The following is a 22,957-nucleotide window of genomic DNA, read 5'->3' on the forward strand; positions in this document are numbered from 1 at the left end:
GAGACAAGCGGTGGGGCAGCGTGGAGGTACCGGCGGCAGCGGAGCCACCGCGCACGAGCGGGCCTTCGTGCGGGCCCTGCCGGTCCTGCTCCTGATCGTCGGGGTCCTGTACGACGCCTCGACCCCGCCCGACTTCACCGCGGCCCCGCTCTTCACGGCCGCCCCGCTGATCGCCGCCCCCTTCTACTCGCTCCTGAACACCGCCCTGACCGGCGCCGCGGCCTCCCTCTCCGTCATCGTGCTGCACTACGGCAACGCGGCGAACAGCCATGTCGAGGCCGTCACCGAACTGCTGACCGTGATGACCGTCGCCGCCCTCGCCGTCGTCACCAACCGCGTCGTGCGCCGCGGCAACGACCGGCTCGCCACCGCCCGCTCCATCGCCGAGGCCACCCAGCGCGCCGTGCTGCCGCAGCCGGACCCCCGTATCGGCGGGCTCGACATCGCGGCGCGGTACGAGGCCGCGCAGGCGGACGCCTTCATCGGCGGCGATCTGTACGCCGTACAGGACACCCCGCACGGCGTGCGGCTCATCGTCGGCGACGTGCGCGGCAAGGGCATGGGCGCGGTGGCCGCCGTCGCCGTGGTCATCGGTGCCTTCCGGGAGGCCGCCGAGCAGGAGGCCACCCTGGAGGCGGTGGCCCAGCGCCTGGAGCGGGCGCTCGCCCGGGAGGGCACCCGGCGCGACGGGCTGGACGCCTTCGAGGGGTTCACCACCGCCGTCCTCGCGGAGATCCGGCTCAGCGACGGCTGCGTACGACTGGTCAACCGGGGGCATCCCGAGCCGCTGCTGCTGCGCGGCGACGGGCGGCTGTGCGTGCTCTCCCCGAGCGAGCCCGCGCTGCCGCTCGGCATGGGCGAACTGGGCGGCTGGCCGGACCGGGCGGACGAGTCGAGGTTCCCGCCCGGCGCGATGCTGCTCTTCTACACGGACGGCCTGTCGGAGGCGCGCGACGCCGCGGGCGTCTTCTACGACCCGGCGGCCCGGCTCGGCGGGCGGATCTTCCCCGGTCGCGAGGGCCCGCACGCGCTGCTGGCCACGCTCACGCAGGAGGTGCGGCGGCACACCGGGGGCGCGGCCACGGACGACATGGCGCTGCTCGCCGTGCGGCGCCCCGCCACCGCGGACGCGACCCACGGCCGGCGCGAGCGCGACGGTGACCCGGGGTGACCGAAGCGCGTTGCCGCACGGCCCAACTGACGTCTTGTCAACGCGGCGGAGGGTCAACTCGCCCCGGTCCGGGCGTCCGTGTCCGGACAAGTACGGGCCGAAGCCGTTAACGATCAATCGGAACGGCTTGGAATACGGGCCCCCTGTCTATTAACGTTCGATAACGCAGCGCGGTCGTCCCAGCCGTCACCAGAGACGGCTCCGTGCGCACGCGCCTAATCCCGCAAGGGAGCCGGGGAACCACCAACTTGGGGTGAATCAGGCAGCCGCGCACTCGTGCCGGATGCTCGTAGGAGACCTTCCTGCTCCGAACCCGTCAGCTAACCCGGTAGGCGAAAGGAAGGAAAGGAGCGCGCCCCAGTGGCGTCCAACCGGCCTGCCCCCCAAGCCGTGTACATACCGAACGACGACGATTTCGGTGGGTACGACCAGGAGACCTGGGAGGAATGGAACCCCACCGAGGAGTCCGTCCGTCCCGTCCGCGGCAGGCACCGTGTGCACAAGAAGGGCGGCGGCGGGCTCGCCCGCAGCTCCACCGTGCTGGGCGTCGGCGTCATCGCCGCCGTCGGGGCGGGAGGCATCGCCACCGCGCAGGACGGCAAGCCGCCGGTCACCATCTCGATGCCCGACCTGGGCACCGTCGCGGACTCGCTGCCCAAGGCCGAGTCGCTGCCCGGCATCGGCTCCCTGCTGGCCGACGACGCGTCCGCCGCCGCGGGCTCCGACGCCGTCCCGGCCGCCACGCCGCTCACCACCGCCGGTGCCGGCACCGCCGGCATCCGGCAGGGCGGCGCCGACGCGGGCGAGGCGTTGCGCGCCCGCATCATGCGGCAGGCGGAGAGCCAGCAGGCCCAGGCGGACGACGCCGTGCGCACGGCGGCCGAGGAGAGCGCCGCCGAGAAGGCCGCCGCCGAGGCCGCCGCCCAGCAGCGGGAGGCCGAGCGCGAGGCCGACGCGAAGGCCGCCGCCCAGAAGAAGAAGGAGCGGGAGGCCCGGGAGGCCAAGGCCCTGGCCGAGCGCCGGGCCAAGCTCGCCAAGAGCTATGCGCTGCCCACCTCCTCGTACACCCTGACCTCGCACTTCGGTGACGCCGGCGCCATGTGGTCCTCCGGGCACCACACCGGTCTGGACTTCGCCGCGCCGACGGGTACCCCCCTCAAGGCCGTGCACACCGGCACCGTCAAGGAGGCCGGCTGGGCGGGCGCGTACGGCTACCGCACGGTCCTGGAGCTGCCCGACGGCACCGAGGTCTGGTACTGCCACCAGTCCTCGCTCAACGTCAGCGTCGGCCAGAAGGTCGCCACCGGCGATGTCATCGGGCGGGTCGGCGCGACCGGCAACGTCACCGGTCCGCACCTGCACATGGAGGTCCACACCGCCGGCGGGGCCAACATCGACCCGCTGTCCTGGCTGCAGGGCAAGGGCCTCAACCCCTGAGCAACCCCTGAGTCCGGGCTTAGGAGCGGTAGGGGTTGTGCGGCGGACAGCCGTACGCCGGGTAGCCGTACGGGGAGCCGCCCGGCGCGGGGCCGCGGTATGCGGGGCCGTAGGCAGGACCGCCGTAGGGCGGCGGGTGGCCGTATCCGGCGTAGGGCATCCCCACGGCCAGGGGCATCGGCATGGGGTACAGGACCGGCGCCGTCGCGCGGGCCGCGTAGGCCAGGGCGGGGCGGGCCGGCCCGCGGCGCTCCCACAGCTCTTCGAGCAGCTCCCGCTCGCGTACGACGAAGTCGGCGCCGGCCCTGCCGCGGCGCCCCCGGTGGCGCAGGAACGCCAGCGACGTCGCGTACGTCTCGTACTCGGCGACCGTGCGGGCCGCCGCCTTCCCCCAGGTGTACGCGGCGTAGTCGCGGGCCAGCGCGCGGGCGCGCATCGAGCCGAGCGCGTACGGCTCGGGCGGGGTGAGCCAGCCCGCCGCCGCGTAGGCGGGCAGCTCGGCGCGGATCAGGCGCAGTTCGCGCTGCCGGGTCCAGATGGCCAGCCAGGTCACCAGGCCGAAGGAGGGCAGCATGAACAGCGCGTACACGGTGAAGAAGCCGTACTGCCCGAAGACCGCGGAGCCGTTCCACAGCGCGTGCACGCCCATCGCGAGCAGCAGCCCGGTGAGCGGGAGCAGCACGCGGCGCACGTGCTGGCGCTCGGCGAAGAACGCGGCGAGGCCGAAGCCGATGCCGGTGAGGACCGTGAAGAGCGGGTGCGCGAACGGCGACATCACCACGCGCACGAAGAACGTCGCGGCGGTCACGGAGGCCAGGCCGCTGTCGCGGCTGAGCTGGTCGGTGACGAAGGCGTTGCCCAGGTAGAGGATGTTCTCGGTGAACGCGAAGCCGGTCGCGGTCACCCCGGCGATCACCACGCCGTCGACGACGCCGGTGAAGTCGCGTCTGCGGAACAGGAAGACGAGCAGGACGGCGGCCGCCTTGGCCGACTCCTCCACGATCGGGGCGATGACCGTGGCGCCGAGGGTGTCGGCGCTGTGCGGGTCCGCGGTGGCGGTGGCTATCCAGCGGATCGCGAAACTGTTCGCGACGATCGCGATGAGCGCGGCCGCGCAGGCCCCCCATGCGAAGGCGAACAGGAGATTGCGCCAGGGGCCCGGCGCCACCCGGTCCAGCCAGCGGAACGCGGCGACGAGCAGCGGCACCGGCACCGTCGCGAGGCCGAGGCCGACGAGGAAGCCCTCGGTGCCGGTCTGCTCCCTGACCAGGGCGAGGATCACCAGGCCCGACAGGGCGAGCAGCGTGACGAGCCCGGCCGCCCGTATCGCGCGCCGCTGCCACCAGTGGGCACGGCGGACCTCTCCCGGGGCGGGGGCCTCGGGGGGTATCGGATACGGAGAAGTGGTGGCCACGTCGTTGACCCTAACGAGGGATACGGGTGGCCGCGACGGGGCCTTACCGACCGGCGCCGGTCCCGAGCCGCGCGGTGCGGCGGAACAGCAGGTCGCGGACGACGTGTCCCTTGGTCAGGCCCTGGCCCTCGAAGCGGGTCAGGGGGCGGAACTCCGGGCGCGGGGCGAAGCCGCCGTCCGGCCGCGTGTTCTCGAAGTCGGGGTGCGCGGTGAGCACCTCCAGCATCTGCTCGGCGTACGGCTCCCAGTCCGTCGCGCAGTGCAGGAGCGCCCCGGGCTTGAGCGAGGGCGCGGCCAGCGTCAGGAACTCCGGCTGGATCAGGCGGCGCTTGTGGTGGCGGGCCTTGGGCCAGGGGTCGGGGAAGTAGACGCGCAGGCCGTCGAGGGACTCGGGCGGGAGCATCTCGCGGAGCAGGATGATCGCGTCGCCGTTGGCCACGCGTACGTTCGTCAGTCCCGCCCGTTCGGCGAGGCCGAGCAGATTTCCCTGGCCGGGGGTGTGGACGTCGACGGCGAGGATGCCGGTGTCCGGGTCGGCGGCGGCCATCTTCGCGGTGGCCTCGCCCATGCCGAAGCCGATCTCCAGGACGACGGGGAGGTCGGGGCGGGGCCCCTTGTCGTCCGCGAACAGCTCGCCGAGGTCCAGGGTGCGCAGCCCGTCGATGTCCAGGCCCCACGTGGGCCACAGCCGCCGCAGGGCGTCGCCCTGGCTGGTGGTCACCCGGCTGCGGCGCGGCTGGAAACTGCGGATCCGCCGCTCGTGGTGCGACCCGGCGGGATCGGGCGAGGGCCCCCCGGGAAACCGGGGAGCGGCCGGCGCGCGCCGCCCGCCCCGCCCCTCCGCGGTCGACGACACCCCCTCGGGAGCTTCGGGGCCGTCGGGGACTTCGGGGATACGGGGAGACTCAGACACAGTGCGCCCGATTTTACGGGTTGCCCGGGCTTCCCCCGTACGGCGACCGACGCCCTTCCCCGCTAAGGGCGTCCCGCCACGCCCCCCAGAGAGGCCAGCGCCCGCCGCGCGACCTCCCGGCCGATCGGCAGCGAGGCGGTCGCCGCGGGCGAGGGCGCGTTCAGCACATGGACGGTCCGCGCCCCCTCCCGTATGAGGAAGTCGTCGACCAGCGTGCCGTCCCGCAGCACGGCCTGCGCCCGGACCCCCGCCGGCGCGGGGACCAGGTCGTCCGGCCCGACCGCGGGCAGCAGCCTGCGCACGGCGTCGGTGAACGCCGACTTGGAGGCCGAGCGGCGCAGCTCGCCCGCCCCGTAGCGCCAGTGGCGCCGGGCTATGTGCCAGGAGCCCGGCCACCCCAGCGTGCCGGCCAGCTCGCGGGGGCGGACCACCGACCAGTCGTACCCCTCGCGGGCGAGGGCCGGGACCGCGTTCGGCCCGACGTGGACGCCGCCGTCGATCCCGCGGGTGAGGTGGACGCCGAGGAAGGGGAAGGCGGGGTCGGGCACGGGATAGACGAGGCCGCGGACCAGCTCGGGGCGCGCCAGCTCGAAGTACTCCCCGCGGAACGGCACGATCCGCATGCCCGGGTCGTCCCCGGTGAGCCGCGCGATCGCGTCGCAGTGCAGCCCGGCGCAGTTCACCAGGACCCGGCCGCGCACGATGGCGCCGTCGGCGGTGCGGACGGCGACGCCGCGCTCGGGCCGGCGGTCCACCCGCAGGACGTGGCCGCCCGCGCCGTAGCGGATCTCGGCGCCCGAGGCGGCCGCCAGGTGCCGGGCCACCGCGCCGTAGTCGCAGATGCCGGTCGTCCCGACGTGGATGGCGGCGAGCCCGCGGACCTCCGGTTCGTACGCGGTGATCTGGGCGGGGCCCAGCTCGCGCACCGGGATGCCGTTCTCCCTGCCGCGCTGGACCAGGGCGTGCAGCCGGGGCAGCTCCGCGCGCTCCGTGGCGACGATCAGCTTGCCGGTGACCTCGTGCGGAAGGCCGTACTCCGCGCAGAACTTGATCATTTCGGCGGCGCCGCCGACCGCGTATCTGGCCTTCAGCGAGCCCGGGCGGTAGTAGATCCCGCTGTGGATCACGCCGCTGTTGCGGCCCGTCTGGTGCCGGGCGGGGCCGGGCTCCTTCTCCAGCACGGTGACGCGGGTGCCGGGGGCGGTGCGGGTGAGGGCGTACGCCGTCGCGAGACCGACGATGCCGCCGCCGATCACCAGGACATCGCAGTCGTACGGACCGCCGCCGTCGTACGCGACCTTCTTCACCGCGCCTCACCTCCCACCACAGATACTGCCCTGCGCCACTGACAACGCCTTCAAACTCGGGGTGGGTGTGTGATTGAGCGCTACGCGGGAGCCATCAGCAGCGGCCGCGCGCGTTCCCGCAGCTCCACCACCCGGGGCTCGTCCCCGTACGGCTCCAGTCGGTGCAGGAGGTCCTTCACGTACTCGGTGGTCCGCGCGGAGGAGATGCGCCCGGCGACCTCCAGGGCCCGGGTGCCCTGCTCGCACGCCGCGTCGAGGTTGCCGGACTCCAGCTCGGCGACCGCCGAGACGACCAGGCGCAGGCCGTGCGAGCGCACGAACTCCTCCGTGGGCCGCGACAGGGCCTGCTCCGTGAAGCGGCGGACCTGCCGGGGCGCCTTCAGGTCGCGGTAGCACTCGGCGGCGTCCGCGGCGAAGCGGTCGTAGCCGTAGAAGCCGAGCCAGGTGGGGTCGTTGTCACCGTCGCGGGCCCGCTCCAGCCAGCCCTCGGCGGCCCGCAGCGCCGTCCCCGCGGCCTGCGCGTCATGGGCACGCGCGTGTGCCCGCGCCTCGACGAGGCGGAAGAAGCTCATGGTGCGGGCCGTCGCGAGCCCGCGGTTGCGCTCCAGGGCGGCCTGCGCGAGGTCGACGCCCTCGTCGCCGAAGCCGCGGTAGGTGGCCTGCAGGGACATGGAGGCGAGGACGTACCCCCCCAAGGGCACGTCGGCGGCGGCGCGGGCCAGGCGCAGCGCCTGGATGTAGTAGCGCTGGGCGGCTTCCTGCTGGCCGGTGTCGAAGGCCATCCATCCGGCGAGGCGCGTCAGCTCGGCGGAGGCTCCGAAGAGGGCCCGTCCGACCTCGTCGGAGTAGGAGCCGAGCAGCAGCGGCGCCGCCTCGACGCGCAGGCACTCGGGGACCATCGAGGAGCGCCAGTCGCCGCCCCCGTACTTGGAGTCCCAGCGCCGGGCGTCCTCCGCGGCCTCGCGCAGCTTCAGCACGTCGCTGTGGCCGACCTTCATGGGCGCGCCGCCGTCGTCGGCCTGCGCCACGTCGCGCGGCACGTCGTGAGAGGCGTCACGCGCCACGGAGCTGTCGGCCGGGGTTATCAGCCAGCGCGAGGCGGGCGTGGCGTAGGCGCTCACCGCGAAGGAGCCGGCGAGGGACTGCCAGATCCCGCCGCCCGCGCGCCGGCCCGCCAGGTCGAGGCGGTACAGCTCGGTGGCCGACTTCACGGCGGCCCCCACGTCACGGGGGAAGGCGAGGCCCACCTCGGGCGCCGGGTCGGCGTCCGCGAGGCCGATCTCGTGCAGCGGCACCGGGCGGCCGAGCTTCTGGCCGATGGCCGCCGCGATCAGGTGGGGCGCGGCGCCCTGGGGCACCATGCCCTTGGACACCCACCGGGCCACCGATGTCTTGTCGTATCGAAGCGTCAACCCGCGCTGTGCGCCGAGGTCGTTGACCCGGCGGGCGAGTCCCGCGTTGCTGATTCCCGCGAGGGCGAGAACGGTGCCGAGTTTCTCGTTCGGCCCGCGTTGCTCCCTGGACATGCGCCACCCCTCGGACACAGACGGCTGCCGGGCGGTGGCTGGACCGCACGGCATTCGTGCTGCGTTCCCCCGGGGGCAGGGGTACCCGCGCCCGTCCGTGCCGTGGCGTGGGCCCCGGACACGGTGGCCGGACTCGCGGCCGCAAGAGCGTTTGGCCGATCCTCCAGGTATATGCCTCCGCGAAAACATCAGCACACACAGGGTAGTTCGCCGCATCCCAAGCGTTAAGGGGCGTAGTTCCGTATGGCGAGATTGTTGTCCGTACGGAAGTGCGGCGGGGGTGTGCCGTGCTCCCGGTGTGTGGCCGTGCGCCCGGGTGTGCGCTCTTCTGCGGCCATGGCGGGAGCGCTTCCATGGACGACGCGTGGGTCGGCCCGCTGCGCTGGAGTCAGTGGGCTGGGGGATGCCGTCGCCTCCATCCCCGCGGGCGGCGGACCGGTCCGGGAGGCGAACACCGCCTCCCGGGCTGTGCGTTGTCCTCGAACGGTTCCGTGCTGGGCTCATCCCAGGCCGATTTGGCCGAAAATCACTCACGGGAGAGAACGGGGCGAGCGGCCCGGCGCCCCTGTAGAGGGGCCTCATACCTTCTTCAACAACCGCCCAACAACCGCCCGCGCGAAGCGGATTCGCCGCCCACCCCGAGCGGGCCGACCGCTCGCCCACGGTGGTCGCACCACCGGTACGCGGTGGTCGCACCACCTGTACGCGGTGGATTCACCGCCGCGCAAGCGGCCACGCGGCCCCTCCCGTGCGCCTCCTTCGTGGCAGCATGGGACCCCAGTTCTTCGGTGCACTGGTCGGCCGGGCCTCTCGGCGCCCTGCCGACGGCCCGTCCACAGCCTGTGGAGGCAGCGATGCGGTGGTTGGTGGGGTGGAGCAGTACCGCCGCGAGGCCCTCGGCGGCCGGCTCCGCCGGGGCCACCGGCGACGACGGCGAGTCGGTGCACCCCGTGGGCTCCCAACTCCTGTGGGGCGACCCGGACCCGCTCTGGGCGGTCGGTGACTGGCGCGCCGACGAGGTGCGCGTGGTGAAGGTCGACGAACAGACCCGCATCGCGGTGCTCGGCACCTGCGGCGCCTCCGACGAGCAGCTGCGGGTGGGCCTCTTCGCCGCCCGCGGCGGCGCCCTGCGCCACCTCACCGCCTGGTCCGGCAGTTACACGGCGGTCGTCCAGGTCGGCCGCCGCGTCATGGTCGCCGGGGACCTCGCGGGCGCGCGGCCCGTCTTCCACACCCCGTGGGCGGGCGGCACGGCCTACGCCACCGCCGCACTGCCCCTGGCCGACCTCGTCGAGGCCCACCTGGACATCGGCCACCTCGCGGCGCTGCTCGCCGCCCCCGACGTCCCCGAGGCGCTGCACGACTCGACGCCCTACCAGGGCGTGCGGCGTGTACCGCCGGGGCACGCGCTGATCCTGCGCGCGGGCGCACGGGAGGTCGCCGGGTACGAGCCGGTGGCGTCGCTGGCCGTCGCGGCGCCCGCCGCGGACGCCGCCAGCGCGGTCGACGGCGTCCGGGACGCCCTCGTCGAGGCGGTACGCACCCGCCTGACCGCCCCGCGCCACGTCCCCGGCGCGGGGGTCGACCCCGGCCCGGTGCCCGGCATGGGGCCCGCCGAGCGGCGGGCGGCGCGCGGCATGCCGGTGCCCGGCATCGGAGCGGACCTCTCCGGAGGACCCGCCTCGGCGACCCTCGCCCTCCTGGCGGCCGGTCTGCCCGGCATGCCCGGCACGGTCCTCGGGCACGGCACGGGCGCCGGGGAGCGGCTCCTGGCCGTCACCTTCAACGACCTCGCCGTCGACGGCAGGGAGGCGGAGCTGGAGCGGGCCGGCGCCATCGCCGCCAACCCGCGCCTGCACCACGTGGTCGTCGCCGCGGGCGAGGACACCCTGCCCTACGCCGACCTGGACGGCCCCCTGACGGACGAGCCGAGCAGCACCCTGGTGATGGCCCAGCGCCACCGCGCGCGGCTCTCCTCGGGCAGCGCGGACCACTTCACGGGCCATGGCGCGCGGCAGGTCCTGGACGCCCATCCCGCCCGCCTCGCCGACCTCCTGATGGACCGCAGGCGGCGGCACCTGGTGCGGCCGGTGGCCGCGCTGGCGAAGGCCGACGGGTCGGTACTGGTCCCCGCGCGCGTGTACGGCGCGGCGCGCAAGCTGGCCCGCACGCCCCACCGCGCGGGGGTCGCCTCGCTCGCCGACCGGCTGCTGCGGCGCCGCTTCGACGAGTCGGAGGGGGCCGTGGGGGCCTCGCTCGCCGGTCTCGTGTGGGCGAGACCGGGGCCCGCCGCCCGCTGGCTGACGGGGGAGGCCCTGGCCGAAGTATCGGTTCGCCTGAACGACACGACGATGCGGCCCGGCGGCCCCGGCCAGCGCCCGGGGGAGTTCCGCGCGCGGGCGGCCCTCGCCCGGCACGCCGCCGACCTGCGCATCCTCGAACAGGCCGCCGAGGTCCGCTTCCAGCGGCTGCACGCGCCCTTCCTGGACAACCAGGTCGTACGCGCGTGCCGGGCGCTCCCCGAGGCCCTGCGCGTGCGGCCGGGGGCCCGGGCCGCGATCCTGCGCACGGTCCTGGAGGGCGCCGGGGTCACCGATCTGCCGGCCGGCTGGGGCACCCCGTCGCCCGCCTCCAGCACGGCGGCGGCCCGCACCGGCCTGCGGGTTGCGGTCGACCGTCTGATCACCCTCTTCGACACCCCGCTCCTCGCCCAGGCGGGCCTGGTGGAGGCCCGCGTCGTCCGCAAGGCGCTGCGCGAGGCCGCCGAGGGAGCGCCCCTCCCGCTGGACGGCCTGGCCGAGCTGGTCGCCACGGAACTGTGGCTGCGCCGGCTCCTGGCCCGCAGGGGAACGTGCTGGACGGGCACCCCGGCGCGCCAACGCGCCGTCCCCACCGGGAGCGTGGTCCCCCAGCGGGGCGCCCTGGGAGCGGGCCGCTGACCCCCGCGAAACCCGCCGCCTGCTAAACCCCGCGCCTTACCTCGCCCCGACAGGGAGAATGACCCGGTGCGGTACGGAATCCTGGGCGCCACCGAGGCGTACGACGACCAAGGCGCCCTCCTGCCCGTGGGAGGGCGGCGGCTGCGTGCCCTGCTCGCCGCGCTGGCGCTCCACGCGGGCCGTACGGTCACCGTCGGCGCCCTCATCGACGAGATCTGGGCCGACACCCCGCCTGCCGACGCCCCCGCCGCCCTCCAGGCCCTGGTCGGCCGGCTGCGCCGCGTGCTCGGCAAGGACGCCGTCGCCTCCGTCCCCGGCGGCTACCGCCTCGCCGCCGCCCCCGAGGACGTCGACCTGCACCGCTTCGAGCGCCTCGTACGCGAGGGCCGGGCGGCCCTGGACCGCGACGACCCGGCGCCGGCCGCCCGCATCCTGCGGGACGCGCTCGCCCTGTGGCGCGGCCCCGCCCTCGCCGACCTGCCCGACCGCACCGCGGCGGCGCGCCCCGAGGCCCGGCGCGCCGAGGCGCTCCGCGCGCGCATAGCGGCGGACCTGCTGCTGGGCCGCGCCGGCGACGTCGTACCCGAGCTGCGGGAACTGACCGCCGCGCGGCCCTACGACGAGCAGCTGCGCGCGCTCCTGATCCGCGCCCTGCGCGCTGCCGGACGCGGCGCCGACGCGCTCGACGCCTACGAGGACGCGCGCCGCGCCCTCGCCGACGGGCTCGGCACCGATCCCGGGCCGGAGCTGCGAGCACTGCACGCGGAACTGCTCGGTCCGGCCGGCCCGTCCTCGGCGCCCGCCGCCGCCCTACCGGGGGCCGGGCGGGCCGAGCGGTCCGAGCGGGCGGAACGGCCCGAGCATCCCGGGCAGCCGCACCGGCCCGAGCGGCATGAGTGGCCCGAGCGGCATGAGCGGCATGAGCGGAAGGGGAACATCCGCAACCGTCTGACGTCATTCGTCGGGCGGGAACCCGAACTCACCGCCATCCGTTCGGATCTGCACAGGGCCCGCCTCGTCACCCTCACCGGACCGGGCGGCTCCGGAAAGACCCGCCTCGCCGAGGAAGCCGCCGCCGGGCATCCGCAGGCATGGCTGGCCGAGCTGGCCCCGCTCGACCACCCCGAGGCGGTGCCGGGCGCCGTCGTCAGCGCGCTCGGGCTGCGCGAGACCGTGCTGATGACCAGCGAGCTGACCGCCCCGCAGGACGATCCGGTCACGCTGCTCGTCGAGTACTGCGCCCCGCGCGGCCTGCTCCTGATCCTTGACAACTGCGAACATGTGATCGACGCGGCCGCCGGGCTGGCCGAGACGCTCCTCACCCACTGCCCCGACCTCACCATCCTCGCCACCAGCCGCGAACCCCTGGGCGTGCCGGGCGAGTCGGTGCGCCCTGTGGAGCCCCTCCCGCCCGACCCGGCGCACCGCCTGTTCGCCGAGCGGGCCACGGCGGTGCGGCCCGGCTTCGCCCCGGACGAGGACGCCGGGGCCGTCGCCGAGATCTGCCGCCGCCTGGACGGCCTGCCGCTCGCGATCGAACTGGCCGCGGCCCGCCTCCGGCTGCTCACCCCCCGCCAGATCGCCGACCGCCTCGACGACCGCTTCCGCTTGCTGACCAGCGGCAGCCGCACGGTCCTGCCCCGCCAGCAGACGCTGCGCGCCGTCGTCGACTGGTCCTGGGACCTGCTCGGTGAGGCCGAGCGGACCGTGCTGCGCGAGGTCTCCGTCTTCGCCGGCAGCTGGGACCTGCCCGCCGCCGAGGCGATCTGCACCGGGCCCGCCACGGAACTGATCGGCGCCCTGGTCGACAAGTCCCTGATCGTGGCGGTCCCGTACACCGGCCCCGAGGACGCGGGCATGCGCTACCGCCTCCTGGAGACCATCCACGAGTACGCCGCCGAGCGCGCCGCCGAGACCCCGGACCTGCTCGCGGCCGCCGCCCGGCGCCACAGCGCGTACTTCCGCGCGATGGTCGAGCGGGCCGAGCCTTTGCTGCGCAGCTCGGAGCAACTGCCGTGGTTCGGCCGCCTGGAGACGGAGCTGGACAACATCCGCGCGGCCCTCCAGCACGCCATCGAGACCCGCGACACGCGGACGGCGATCGCGCTGGCCGTCGACACCGGCTGGTTCTGGTGGCTGCGCAACTTCCGGCGCGAGGGATGCGACTGGATGGGCCGCATCCTGGAGCTGGCCCCGGGCCCCGCCTCGCCCGACGGCATCCCGGCCCTGCCCGACGCGGACGACCCGCTCTACTGGCCGTGGATGAAGCTGCGGCTGCTGCACCTCTTCCTGCTGACGGAGTCCCGCCCCGCGGACGCGCCGGCGGACCAGGAGGGCTGGACCAGGGGCGAGTACGTCGAGCGGGTCCGCGCCGTCTTCGCCCGGCCCGTCCCGCAGTCCGCCCAGTTCCCCGGCCTGATCTGGCCGTTCACCATCTTCTTCACCGGCGGCACGATGGAGGACGCCCGCCCCGCCCTGGACGCCACGGTCGACAACTGCCGCCGCCACGGCGGGGAGTGGGAGCTGTGCGTCATCCTGATGTTCCGCGCCCACATGGCCATCGACACCAACGGCAACCTCTCGGGCGTCGACGAGGACCTCGCCGAACTGCGCACGCTCAGCGGTCGGGTGGGCGACCGGTGGATGAGCGCCCAGGTGCACAGCGCCTCGGGCGAGGCCGCGATGGCCCGCAGCCGCCACGACGAGGCCCGCGCCGCCTACGAGGAAGCGCTCCGCCTCGCCTACGAAGTGGGCGCCTACGCGGAGACGCCGTTCCTGATGGCCAGGCTCGCCGAGATCTCCTACCGGGAGGGCGACCGGGCCACCGCGGTGAAGGCCCTCGACGAGGCGAGCGACGAGGCGGACCGGCACGGTGTGACCGACTCACGCGCATACGTACGGCTGCTGCGCGCCCTGATGGCCCTGGACGACGGCGACCCGGCCACGGCCCGCGAGCTGTGCGCGGCCGCCCGCGACGAGACGGTGTACGGGACACCGCCGCCGCAGTTCACCGTGGCCCTGCGGAGCGTGGAGGCCCGCGTCATCGCCGCCGAGTCCGGCCCGGAGGCGGGGGTGCCCGAACTGGCCGAGGCGCTGCGGGAGGCGTTGGCCGCCCGGTGCTCCGAGGTCGTCGTCGCCTCGCTCGTGGATCACGGCGCCGCGCTCGTGAGCGAACTGGGCGACCACGCGCGGGCGGCCCGGCTGCTCGCGGTCGGCACCCGCCTGCGGGGCGGCAGCCCGCGGCCGCGCCCCGAGTCGACCGCCGCCGAGCGCGTCGCGGCCGCCGCGACGGCCGCGCTCGGCGCCCGGTGCCACGAGGCGGCGCGCGCCGCGGGCAGCACCCTGACGACCGAGGAGGCGCTCACGGAACTGTCCGGGGCGGTGCCCCGCGGCAGGCCCCGGACCGGGTCAGGCGCAGCGCATCCGTGACTGCGCCCAGTCGGCGAGGGTCACCGCGTGGAAGGGCGAGTGGGGTTCGACGACCAGCCGGACGGTCTTGCGGCCGGCGAGGCTCACGCTGACCGGCACCGCCGGGTCACCGCCCTCGACCAGCGGCGAGCGCCACAGCCGCGCCCCGTCCGCGTACACGGAGAAGCGCACCCTGCCGAGCCCCATCGTCATGTCGTCGATGCCGACGAGGGCGTCGTACGTCGAGCAGCGGCGGTTCAGGTCGATCGTCACGGAGGACTCCCCGTGCACGGTCACGCCGTGGGAGTACTGCCTGCCGGCGATCCTCAGGCCCTTGCGCTGCCACACCCAGCTGCTCTCGGCCAGCCGCATCTCGGGCTTGGTGCCGTCACCGACCAGGCCGTAGCGCAGCTCGCTCCACTGGTAGACCGCCGGGGCGGGCGGCGGTGGCGGTGGTGGTTTCGGCGTCGGTCTGGGTCTGGGCTCGGGCGGCGCGGGTGCCGGTTCCGGGGGCGGCGGGGGCGGCTTCGGCCGGGGCTCGGGCCTGTCCTTGGCAGGGGGCTTCGGCGCGGGCGGGGGCGGCGACGGCGGCTTTGGGGTGGGCTTCGGCGCGGGCGGCGGCGGTGTCGGCCCGGATGCGGGGGGCGTCGCCTCGTGCGGCGCGGCCGACTCGGACACCGCGGGTGCCTCGGCCTTCGGCGGCGCGTCGGCCTCGGGCTTGGCGTCGCCGCCGGTGAGGGCGAGCGCGGCGGCGACCCCGGCGGCCACGACGACACCCGCCGCGATCCCCGCCTTGGCGGGCGCGCCGAGCCCCTCGGCGGCGGCACCGCCCGCTGCGGACCCTCCGGAGGACCCGCTCACGGCGGCCGCGCCCGCGGCTCCCGCGGCACCCGCGCCGGCCGTGCCGCCCCCGACGAGCGCGGCCACCTTCGCGTACCCGGCGGCCCCGAACCAGCCGATGACGGCGATCGGCACGACCGCGGGGATGCCGCTGGCGACCTCCTCGATCTGCCCGGCCGCCAGGCGGCACTTGGCGCACTCCGCCAGGTGCTTGCGCAGGCCTCGCTCGGCGCGGGAGCGCAGGCCGCCGCGGGCGTAGGCGCCGAGGCGGTCGGCGTAGCGCGCGCACTCCTCGCTCTCGGTGAGCGTGGCGCTGACGTGCGCCTGGAGGTAGGCCTGCTTGAGGCCCTCGCGGGCGCGGCTGGCGAGCACGCGCGTGCCGTTCGCATCCAGGCCGAAGAGGGTGGCGACCTCGCTCGGGGACTCCTCCTCGATCTCCGTGTGCCAGAGCACGGCCTGCCAGCGCTCGGGCAGGCTCCTGAAGGCCTGCATGGCCATCGACTGCTCGGCCTCGTGCATCGCGCGGACGTCCGCGCCCAGCTCCAGGCCCGCTCCGAAGGACGCCATGGACGCCATGGACACGGTCTCGTCCGAGGCGTCGGTGCCGCGCGCGGCCTGCGCGGCGAACACCGCGAAGTCCTCGACCAGCTGCTCCCGCTTCGCCGACTTCGTCCAACCCGCGGCGACGCGCCTGACCGTGGTCAGCAGATAGGCGCGCACCGCGTGCTCGGGCCCGCTGCCGCCGCGCACGGCCTGGAGCATGCGGGCGAAGACCTCGGCGGTGAGGTCGTCGGCGGTGTGGGCGTCACGGCAGCAGGTGCGGGCATAACGGCGGACCGCCTCGGCGTGCCTGCGGTACAGCTCCTCGTACGCGAAGTCGTCGCCCGCCCGCATCCGGGTGATCAGATCGGCGTCGGAGTGCGCCCCTGCCCCGTCGGCGGCCGCGGTGCCCGTGCCGCCTTCGCGCTGCGGCGGCACGCTGGGCCCCGGTCCGCCCTGGGGCGGCACCTGGCGGGTGGGCGGCCCCTCGGTCTCCGTGCCGCCCGCCGCGGACGCTTCCTCGCCGAAGCCTGTGGACGGCTCGTCCCGACCGTCACCACTCATCGCGGAACGCCCCCGGTTGCACACTCGGACCAGAACACCGGCACAGAGTGACACACAGCCGTGCTCAGGCCGTGGGTGATGACGGGCAACCACTCGTCCGGGGTGATTCCCCGGAATGGAGCACTACTGTTCACCCATTCGGGGAAGGCTCAACGCCCTGAACGTACCGGAGTTGAGCCTTCCGCCGTGGGCCCTAGGACGGGCGCGACCGCAGTCCTTCGAGCAGGATGTCGAGCAGCCGCGACGACGCCGCGGCCTGCTGCGCCGCGTCCGGCAGCGACGGCGCCGCCGTCGCTATCACCAGCAGGACGTCGGAGACGGTCACGTCCGGCCGCAGCTCACCCGCCGCGCGGGCCCGCTCCACGAGGCGCCCGACGACATCGAGGAGCGTCGCCGCCCCCGCGTCGTCGCTCACCGCGGCGGAAGCGGACTCCTCGGCGGGCGCCTGACGCTGCTCGACCAGACGCAGCTCGGGGGCCCCGGAGACCGACTGCCGCTGCTGCGGCACCCGCGCCCCGTCCTCCTGGACACCGTCCTCGACGCCCACCCGCAGCACCTGCGGCGGCAGCAGCCGCCCCGCGCCCGACGCCACGGAGGTCCGCAGGAAGCGCGAGAGCGCCGACCACGGCTCGTCCTCCTGCCCGAGCGCGGTACGCGCCTGGTCGGTCAGCCGGGACGTCTCCTCCTCGGCTATCCGTCGGACCAGCACGTCCTTGCTCGGGAAGCGGCGGTAGACGGTGCCCACGCCGACCCGGGCGCGGCGCGCGACGTCCTCCATGGGCGCGCCGTACCCCAGCTCGCCGAAGACCTCGCGGGCCGCGCGAAGTACATGCTCCAGATTGCGCTGTGCGTCGACCCGCAGTGGCGTCGTACGCGCTCCTTCCCCCATGTCACGTCCGTTCCCGCTGGTGCCGACGGCTGACGCCGACACGGACGCGGAAGTCCAGTGAGTCTCCTGAATGTGCATGCGTTCCCCCGGTAATGACGTCTCCCCCCGGAGACACTCCCCGCCATTGGCAACCGGCGTGTGCGGAGCGAACGCTTCCGTGAGCCCGGAAATCCCGGCTCGACGAGCGCGTCCCCCGACACCCCGACGTCCCACGAACATAGTTGAGCCTGAGTCAATTCAGAAGGGGTGGGTTCCGCACGGAGCGCCCCCCGATCGGAGTACGCACCGGTTCAGGCCTTATTGCACCCCCCGCGCATACCCCCCTGACACCCGCTGACCTGCGCACCTTTCCTACGCCGCCGCGAGCCGCCGAGCGCGCCCGCCGCACCCTCCCCGGTCACACAAATTGCCGGGCCTGTGGACAAACTCCGGAGCCGGGTGCGTCATGGGATGGTGACGGAACCTGTGCGCATTCTCGTCGTCGGCGGTGGCTACGTCGGCATGTACACCGCACTGCGACTCCAGCGGAAGCTGAAGCCGGAGCTCAAGCGGGGTGAGGCCGAGATCGTGGTCATCACGCCCGAGCCGTACATGACGTATCAGCCGTTCCTGCCCGAAGCGGCGGCCGGCAACATCTCGCCGCGCCATGTCGTGGTGCCGCTGCGCCGCGTCCTCGACCAGTGCCGCGTCATCATCGGCGAGGTCGAGTCGGTCGACCACGCCAAGCGCACCGCGACGTTCACCACGCTCGCCACCGAGGAGGAGGGCACCGGCGCCGTCGACCTCACGTACGACGAACTGGTCCTCGCCCCCGGCTCCATCTCGCGCACCCTGCCCATCCCGGGCCTCGCCGAGTACGCCATCGGCTTCAAGACCGTCGAAGAGGCCATCGGGCTGCGCAACCACGTCATCGAACAGATGGACATCGCCTCCTCCACCCGGGACCCCGCGATCCGCGACGCGGCTCTGACCTTCGTCTTCGTGGGCGGCGGCTACGCGGGCGTGGAGGCGCTCGGCGAACTGGAGGACATGGCGCGCTACGCCGCCCGCTACTACCACAACATCAAGGCCGAGGACATGAAGTGGATCCTCGTCGAGGCCTCCGGGCGGATCCTGCCCGAGGTCGGCGAGGAGATGGGCCGGTACACGGTGCGCGAGCTGCGACGGCGCAATATCGACGTACGCATGGAGACCCGCCTTGACTCCTGCGAGGACCGCGTGGCCGTCCTGAGCGACGGCGCCCGCTTCCCCACCCGCACCGTCGTGTGGACGGCGGGCGTCAAACCGCACCCCCTGCTCGCCGCCTGCGACCTCCCGCTGAACGAACGCGGCCGCCTCAAGTGCACCGCACAGCTGTCCGTCGAGGGCGCCACGCACGCGTGGGCCGCCGGAGACGCCGCCGCCGTCCCCGACGTGAGCGCCGCCGAACCCGGCAAGGAGTGCGCGCCCAACGCCCAGCACGCCGTGCGCCAGGCCAAGGTCCTCGGCGACAACATCGTGGCGACCCTGCGCGAGCGGCCGCTCCAGGAGTACCGGCACAAGTACGTGGGCTCCGTCGCCTCCCTAGGCCTGCACAAAGGCGTCGCCCACGTCTACGGACGCAAGTTGAAGGGCTACCCCGCCTGGTTCATGCACCGCGTCTACCACTTGAGCAGAGTGCCGACCGTCAACCGCAAGTCCCGGGTGCTCGCCGAATGGACCCTCGCCGGCCTGTTCAAACGCGAGATCGTCTCCCTGGGCTCGCTGGAGCACCCCCGTGCGGAGTTCGAACTGGCGGCCGGTGGAGGGCGCCCGAAGGAGTCCTCCTGACCGGAGGCAGGAACTCCCCGCGCGGGCCCCACGTCTGATGGATGTCCGTCCGCACCCACGGATGTCAGTCCGGTCGGCAAGACTGTCCGTGTGACCATGGTCCGGCCGCACGGCCGACCCACGGGACCGTCCGCCCTCGACAAGCTGTGTTCCCGATCCAGAAGCGACACCACGAGGCCTACCGCAGTGAACTTCACGCGCTGGAGCGCCCGGCTCCCCGGAACGCAGCGCCGCGCGGCGGCGCGGACCGACCAGACGACCTCCCCGTCCCCGCGCGGCGACGGCTCCGTCCCCGCCGCCCGCGCCGAGCGGCTCTCCGCCGGAGCACGGCCCACGCCCGCCGACGGCATCGACGAGCTGCCGGTCCGCGAGGTGCTCGACCGCGTCCCCGCCCTCGTCGCCCTCGTGCACGGCGCCGACCACCGCGTCGCCTACGTCAACGACGCCTACGCCGCCGCCTTCGGCCCCCGCCCCCTCGGCGAACCCGCGCGCGTGGCGCTGCCCGAACTGGCCGAGCTCGGCCTGCTGCCCCTCTTGGACCAGGTCCTGCGCAGCGCGAAGCCGCGCACCGTCAAGTCCCGCCGCACGTCCGGCGGCCGCTCGTACACCTTCACCTGCACCCCCGTGAACCTCCCGGGGACCACCGGCGCGGCCGGTGCCGGGCAGAGCGGCGGCGTCCTCGTCTTCGCCGCCGACGTCACCGACCACGCCGAGGCCGCCGAGCGCCTGCGCGCCAGCGAGCGCGCCCAGCGCGAGACGGCCGTCACCCTCCAGAAGTCACTCCTGCCCCAGGAACTCGAACAGCCCGACGACCTGCGCATCGCCGCCACCTACCAGCCCGGCGGCACCGAGGCCGCGGTCGGCGGCGACTGGTACGACGTGATCACCCTCGGCGGCGGCCGCACCGCCCTCGTCATCGGCGACGTGATGGGCCGGGGCGTGCGCGCGGCGGCCGTCATGGGCCAGCTCCGCACCGCCGTGCGCGCCTACGCCCGCCTGGACCTGCCGCCGCACGAGGTCCTCCAGCTCCTGGACGGCCTCGCCGCCGAGATCGACGCCAGCCAGATCGCCACCTGCGTCTACGCCATCCACGACCCGAACGAGGGCAGCCTCCTCTACGCCTCCGCGGGACACCTGCCCATCCTCGTACGCGACGAGAACGGCATCATCCACCGCGCCGAGGAACCCACCGGCCCCCCGCTCGGCACGGGAGGCTGGCTGCACACCTCCGGCTCCCTGCCGCTCGGCCCCGGCTCGACCGCCGTCCTCTATACGGACGGTCTCGTCGAGCGGCGCAGCGAGGACATCGACGAAGGCGTCGCCTCCCTGGAGCGCGCCCTGGCCGGCGCCACCGGCACCCCGCAGGTGGTGTGCGACCGCCTGATCCGCGCCCTCGGGGTGACCGCCGACCACGACGACGACGTGGCCGTCCTGGTCCTCCAGCACCCGGCCCGCACCGGCCCGGACGCGGAGCTGTTCCGCAACGCCGCCCTGGAGCTGCTCGGCGGCGTGGAGGCCGCCCCACGCGCGCGTGCCTTCGCCACCGGCGTCCTCGCCAGCTGGCGCTTCTCCCCGGAACTGCACGACCTCGGCGTCCTGGCCGCCAGCGAACTGGTCGCCAACTCCCTCCAGCACGGCACCCCGCCGATGCGGCTGCGTCTGCGCCGCACCGACCGCCGCCTGATCATCGAGGTCACCGACGGCGACGACCACCTGCCGCGCCGCCGCCGCGCCGAGCCGGCCGACGAGGCGGGACGCGGCATCGCCATCGTCGCCACGATCGCGTCGAACTGGGGCTCGCGTCGCACACCGGGAGGCGGCAAGGCCGTCTGGTGCGAGTTCGCGCTCCCCCAGTAGCGCGGGCCACGCGGTGGCGGACGGTTACGCGTCCGCCGTGGCGGGCGCGGCCGCGGTAGGGCCGCCCTGCGCCACCACCGGGCTCTTGGCCAGCGAGGGCTGGTTCTGCACGGGGGTGAGCCCACGCCCCATCCGCACCGCGAGCACCGTGATGCCCAGCGAGAACAGCACGAACGTCACGATGTACGGGAGGTGCAGCGCGGCGCCCATCGGCCCGCCGACGGCCGGACCGACCGCGAGGGCGAGCTGCTTCACCAGGGCGAAGGCCGAGTTGTACTGCCCGACCATGCCGCCCGGCGCCAGATCCGCGACCAGCGGCGCGACGGTCGGCGACAGCATCGCCTCACCGAGCCCGAACAGGGCGTACGTCGAGACGAACGCGGCGGTGGCCATCTCCTGGCTGCCGTGCCCGAGCCCCGCGTACCCCGCGAGGACCCACGCGAAGGCCCAGATCAGACCCACGGCCGCGATGACACGGGACCGCTTGCGGCGCTCCACGAACTTCAGGACGGCGAACTGGGCGAGGACGATCACCGCCGTGTTGGCGGCGAGCGCGATGCCGAGCGTGGAGGGCGTGATCCCCGCGGCCTCCACGCCGTACGCGGAGAGCCCCGACTCGAACTGCCCGTAGCAGGCGAAGAAGATCACGAAGCCGAGCACGCACAGCTGCACCATGGCCTTGTGCTCAAGGAGCGCCCGCATCCCGCCGCGCGGCGCCGAGGCGTCCTTGGGCATCGCGTCCTGGATGGCCGGCGCGTGCGGCAGCCGCACGGTCAGCGCGATCGCCGCGAGCACCAGGAACATCACGGACTCGATGGAGAACAGCAGCGTGAAGCTGCTCGCTCGGTCCTCGTCGACGATCTGGCCGCCGATGAGGCCACCGATGCCGAGGCCCAGGTTCTGCAGGAAGAACTGCATCGCGAAGGAGCGCGTGCGGGTGCTGGGCGTGGAGGACCAGACGATCATCGTCGCCAGCGCCGGCTGCATGACCGCGGTGCCCGCGCCGAGCAGGGCCGCGGAGAGGATCGCGGTCGTCTCGCTCCCGGCGACACCGAGCGCGAGCGCGCCCACGGAGGCGACGCCCGCCGCGCCCACGAGTACGGGGAGCGGACCGCGCCGGTCGATGGCGCGGCCGGTGATGGGCAGGACGACCAGCGCGGCCATGGCGAAGGCGGCGAGCACGATGCCCGCCGTACTGGCCCCGAGATCTCGCACCTGCGCCACGTAGACGTAGAGGAACGGGACCGTGAAACCGATGCCGAACGCGCTCAGCGCGCTGCCTGCCTGGATACGACGCATCGCTGCGCCCATCGCCCTGGTCACTTTCACCTGCCTTAGGAGTTAGAAGTGAAGACTTCGAAGCTAAAGTTAGGGTCTAAACAGTACACACCGAAGGACTTCAATGACAACTGGGGGCGTGCCATACTGCGGCCATGGGTGACACCCCCGGCCCGAGCGAGCCGACACTTGAAGAACAGATCGCCGCGTACCAGCGGGAGTTCCAGGACCTCGACCCCCAGGTCGAGAAGATCGTCTCGGCCCTCGGCCGCCTGAACCGCCGTATGAACGTCGCCTACGGCCGGCAGACCGCGACCCTCGACATCAGCAACGCCGAGTGGGAGGTCCTGAAGGCCCTCGTCCTCTCCGGCGCCCCGTACCAGATGGGCCCCGGCGACCTGGCCAAGCGCCTGGGCCTCACGCCCGCCGCCATGACCCACCGCATCGACCGCATGGTGGGGGAGGGCCTGGTCACGCGCGACCGCGACGAGACGAACCGCGTCCGCGTCATCGTGGAGCTGACGGCGGAGGGCCGCGAGAAGTGGCTGGAGGCGATGCGCCTGGCCACGGTCTTCGAGGAGGACCTCCTCCAGGATCTCTCCGCCGACGAGCGCGGAGTCCTGGACGAGCTGCTGACCCGCCTCTTGCGCCGGGTGGAGCACGCCCAGCCGGACGCCGGCGGCCGCCTCAACGACCTGGACTGACCCCCCGTTTGACGCACTGACCTGCGGGCACAGTGTGGGGTTGACAGTCATCCGCAGGGCCCGTAAGGTTCTTCGGGTTGCCACGGGGCCGTAACGGTTCTGCGGTAGCACCTTCCGCCGCTGGTAAGCGGCAAAACAAACTCAGCACGACCTCCCAACGGAACGCATTCGGCATGCCCGAATTCAATCCGAGACCCGATTATGAGTCGCCGGGAAAACCCGCTAGAGTTTGAGACGTCGGAACGGCCCAACAGTCGCGAAGACAGCCCGCTCTGACCGGGAATCAGGCCCGAAAGGATCTGATAGAGTCGGAACCGCCGGAAAGGGAAACGCGAAAGCCGAAAGGCCGGAGCGGGAACCG

The 22,957-nt window shown here is 74.1% G+C and carries 14 protein-coding genes and 1 riboswitch; of the genes, 7 read left to right on the top strand and 7 right to left on the bottom strand.

The window, feature by feature from the left end:
• The first annotated feature begins 10 nt into the window (after positions 1-10).
• Together ACZ516_RS21195 and ACZ516_RS21200 are read left to right on the top strand one after the other, a co-directional pair.
• Entirely contained in the window at positions 11-1,171 is a 1,161-nt protein-coding gene (locus tag ACZ516_RS21195) for a PP2C family protein-serine/threonine phosphatase (protein ID WP_361081451.1), read from the top strand.
• Between the two features lie 202 nt (positions 1,172-1,373).
• Positions 1,374-1,521, top strand: a riboswitch (cyclic di-AMP (ydaO/yuaA leader).
• A gap of 10 nt (positions 1,522-1,531) precedes the next feature.
• Positions 1,532-2,608, top strand: coding sequence for a M23 family metallopeptidase (locus ACZ516_RS21200; RefSeq protein WP_358589066.1), 1,077 nt, complete (start codon positions 1,532-1,534; stop codon positions 2,606-2,608).
• A gap of 19 nt (positions 2,609-2,627) precedes the next feature.
• Here the strand turns inward: ACZ516_RS21200 and ACZ516_RS21205 are convergent, their stop codons facing one another.
• From ACZ516_RS21205 to ACZ516_RS21220, 4 genes are all read right to left on the bottom strand, one after another.
• Positions 2,628-4,022, bottom strand: coding sequence for a PrsW family glutamic-type intramembrane protease (locus ACZ516_RS21205; RefSeq protein ID WP_469011349.1), 1,395 nt, complete (start codon positions 4,020-4,022; stop codon positions 2,628-2,630).
• Between the two features lie 43 nt (positions 4,023-4,065).
• Positions 4,066-4,878: a tRNA (guanosine(46)-N7)-methyltransferase TrmB gene (trmB, locus tag ACZ516_RS21210; protein WP_361081524.1), complete on the bottom strand. Its 813-nt coding sequence runs from the start codon at positions 4,876-4,878 to the stop codon at positions 4,066-4,068.
• 119 nt (positions 4,879-4,997) lie between these two features.
• Positions 4,998-6,242 (bottom strand): L-2-hydroxyglutarate oxidase, encoded by a 1,245-nt coding sequence (lhgO, locus tag ACZ516_RS21215; protein WP_358589061.1) that lies wholly within the window; start codon positions 6,240-6,242, stop codon positions 4,998-5,000.
• 80 nt (positions 6,243-6,322) lie between these two features.
• On the bottom strand, positions 6,323-7,768 hold the full coding sequence (locus tag ACZ516_RS21220; RefSeq protein ID WP_358589059.1) for an MFS transporter: 1,446 nt from the start codon (positions 7,766-7,768) through the stop codon (positions 6,323-6,325).
• An 854-nt stretch (positions 7,769-8,622) separates the two neighbouring features.
• Between ACZ516_RS21220 and ACZ516_RS21225 the strand changes: the two genes are divergently transcribed.
• Entirely contained in the window at positions 8,623-10,707 is a 2,085-nt protein-coding gene (locus ACZ516_RS21225) for an asparagine synthase-related protein (protein WP_469011350.1), read from the top strand.
• Between the two features lie 66 nt (positions 10,708-10,773).
• Entirely contained in the window at positions 10,774-14,136 is a 3,363-nt protein-coding gene (locus ACZ516_RS21230) for an AfsR/SARP family transcriptional regulator (protein ID WP_469011351.1), read from the top strand.
• Here ACZ516_RS21230 and ACZ516_RS21235 read toward each other — a convergent pair.
• Complete coding sequence (locus ACZ516_RS21235; RefSeq protein WP_469011352.1) at positions 14,116-16,059, bottom strand: sigma-70 family RNA polymerase sigma factor; 1,944 nt, start codon at positions 16,057-16,059, stop codon at positions 14,116-14,118. The genes ACZ516_RS21230 and ACZ516_RS21235 overlap by 21 nt on opposite strands.
• Positions 16,060-16,252: 193 nt before the next feature.
• Positions 16,253-17,026, bottom strand: a complete 774-nt coding sequence (locus ACZ516_RS21240; protein ID WP_358589832.1) for a TetR/AcrR family transcriptional regulator — start codon at positions 17,024-17,026, stop codon at positions 16,253-16,255.
• A gap of 372 nt (positions 17,027-17,398) precedes the next feature.
• On the opposite strand from ACZ516_RS21240, the gene ACZ516_RS21245 reads away from it, so the two are divergent.
• Together ACZ516_RS21245 and ACZ516_RS21250 are read left to right on the top strand one after the other, a co-directional pair.
• Complete coding sequence (locus ACZ516_RS21245; protein ID WP_361081473.1) at positions 17,399-18,757, top strand: NAD(P)/FAD-dependent oxidoreductase; 1,359 nt, start codon at positions 17,399-17,401, stop codon at positions 18,755-18,757.
• A gap of 186 nt (positions 18,758-18,943) precedes the next feature.
• On the top strand, positions 18,944-20,614 hold the full coding sequence (locus ACZ516_RS21250) for an ATP-binding SpoIIE family protein phosphatase (RefSeq protein ID WP_469011353.1): 1,671 nt from the start codon (positions 18,944-18,946) through the stop codon (positions 20,612-20,614).
• Positions 20,615-20,638: 24 nt separating this feature from the next.
• Here ACZ516_RS21250 and ACZ516_RS21255 read toward each other — a convergent pair whose 3' ends face one another.
• A complete protein-coding gene (locus ACZ516_RS21255) occupies positions 20,639-21,925 on the bottom strand; it encodes an MFS transporter (protein ID WP_361081479.1) in 1,287 nt (428 codons plus the stop codon).
• 122 nt (positions 21,926-22,047) lie between these two features.
• Between ACZ516_RS21255 and ACZ516_RS21260 the strand changes: the two genes are divergently transcribed.
• Positions 22,048-22,596 (top strand): MarR family winged helix-turn-helix transcriptional regulator, encoded by a 549-nt coding sequence (locus tag ACZ516_RS21260; RefSeq protein WP_358589841.1) that lies wholly within the window; start codon positions 22,048-22,050, stop codon positions 22,594-22,596.
• The last annotated feature ends 361 nt before the right edge of the window (positions 22,597-22,957 follow it).

The sequence above is a fragment of the Streptomyces sp. NPDC034037 genome (assembly GCF_055575715.1).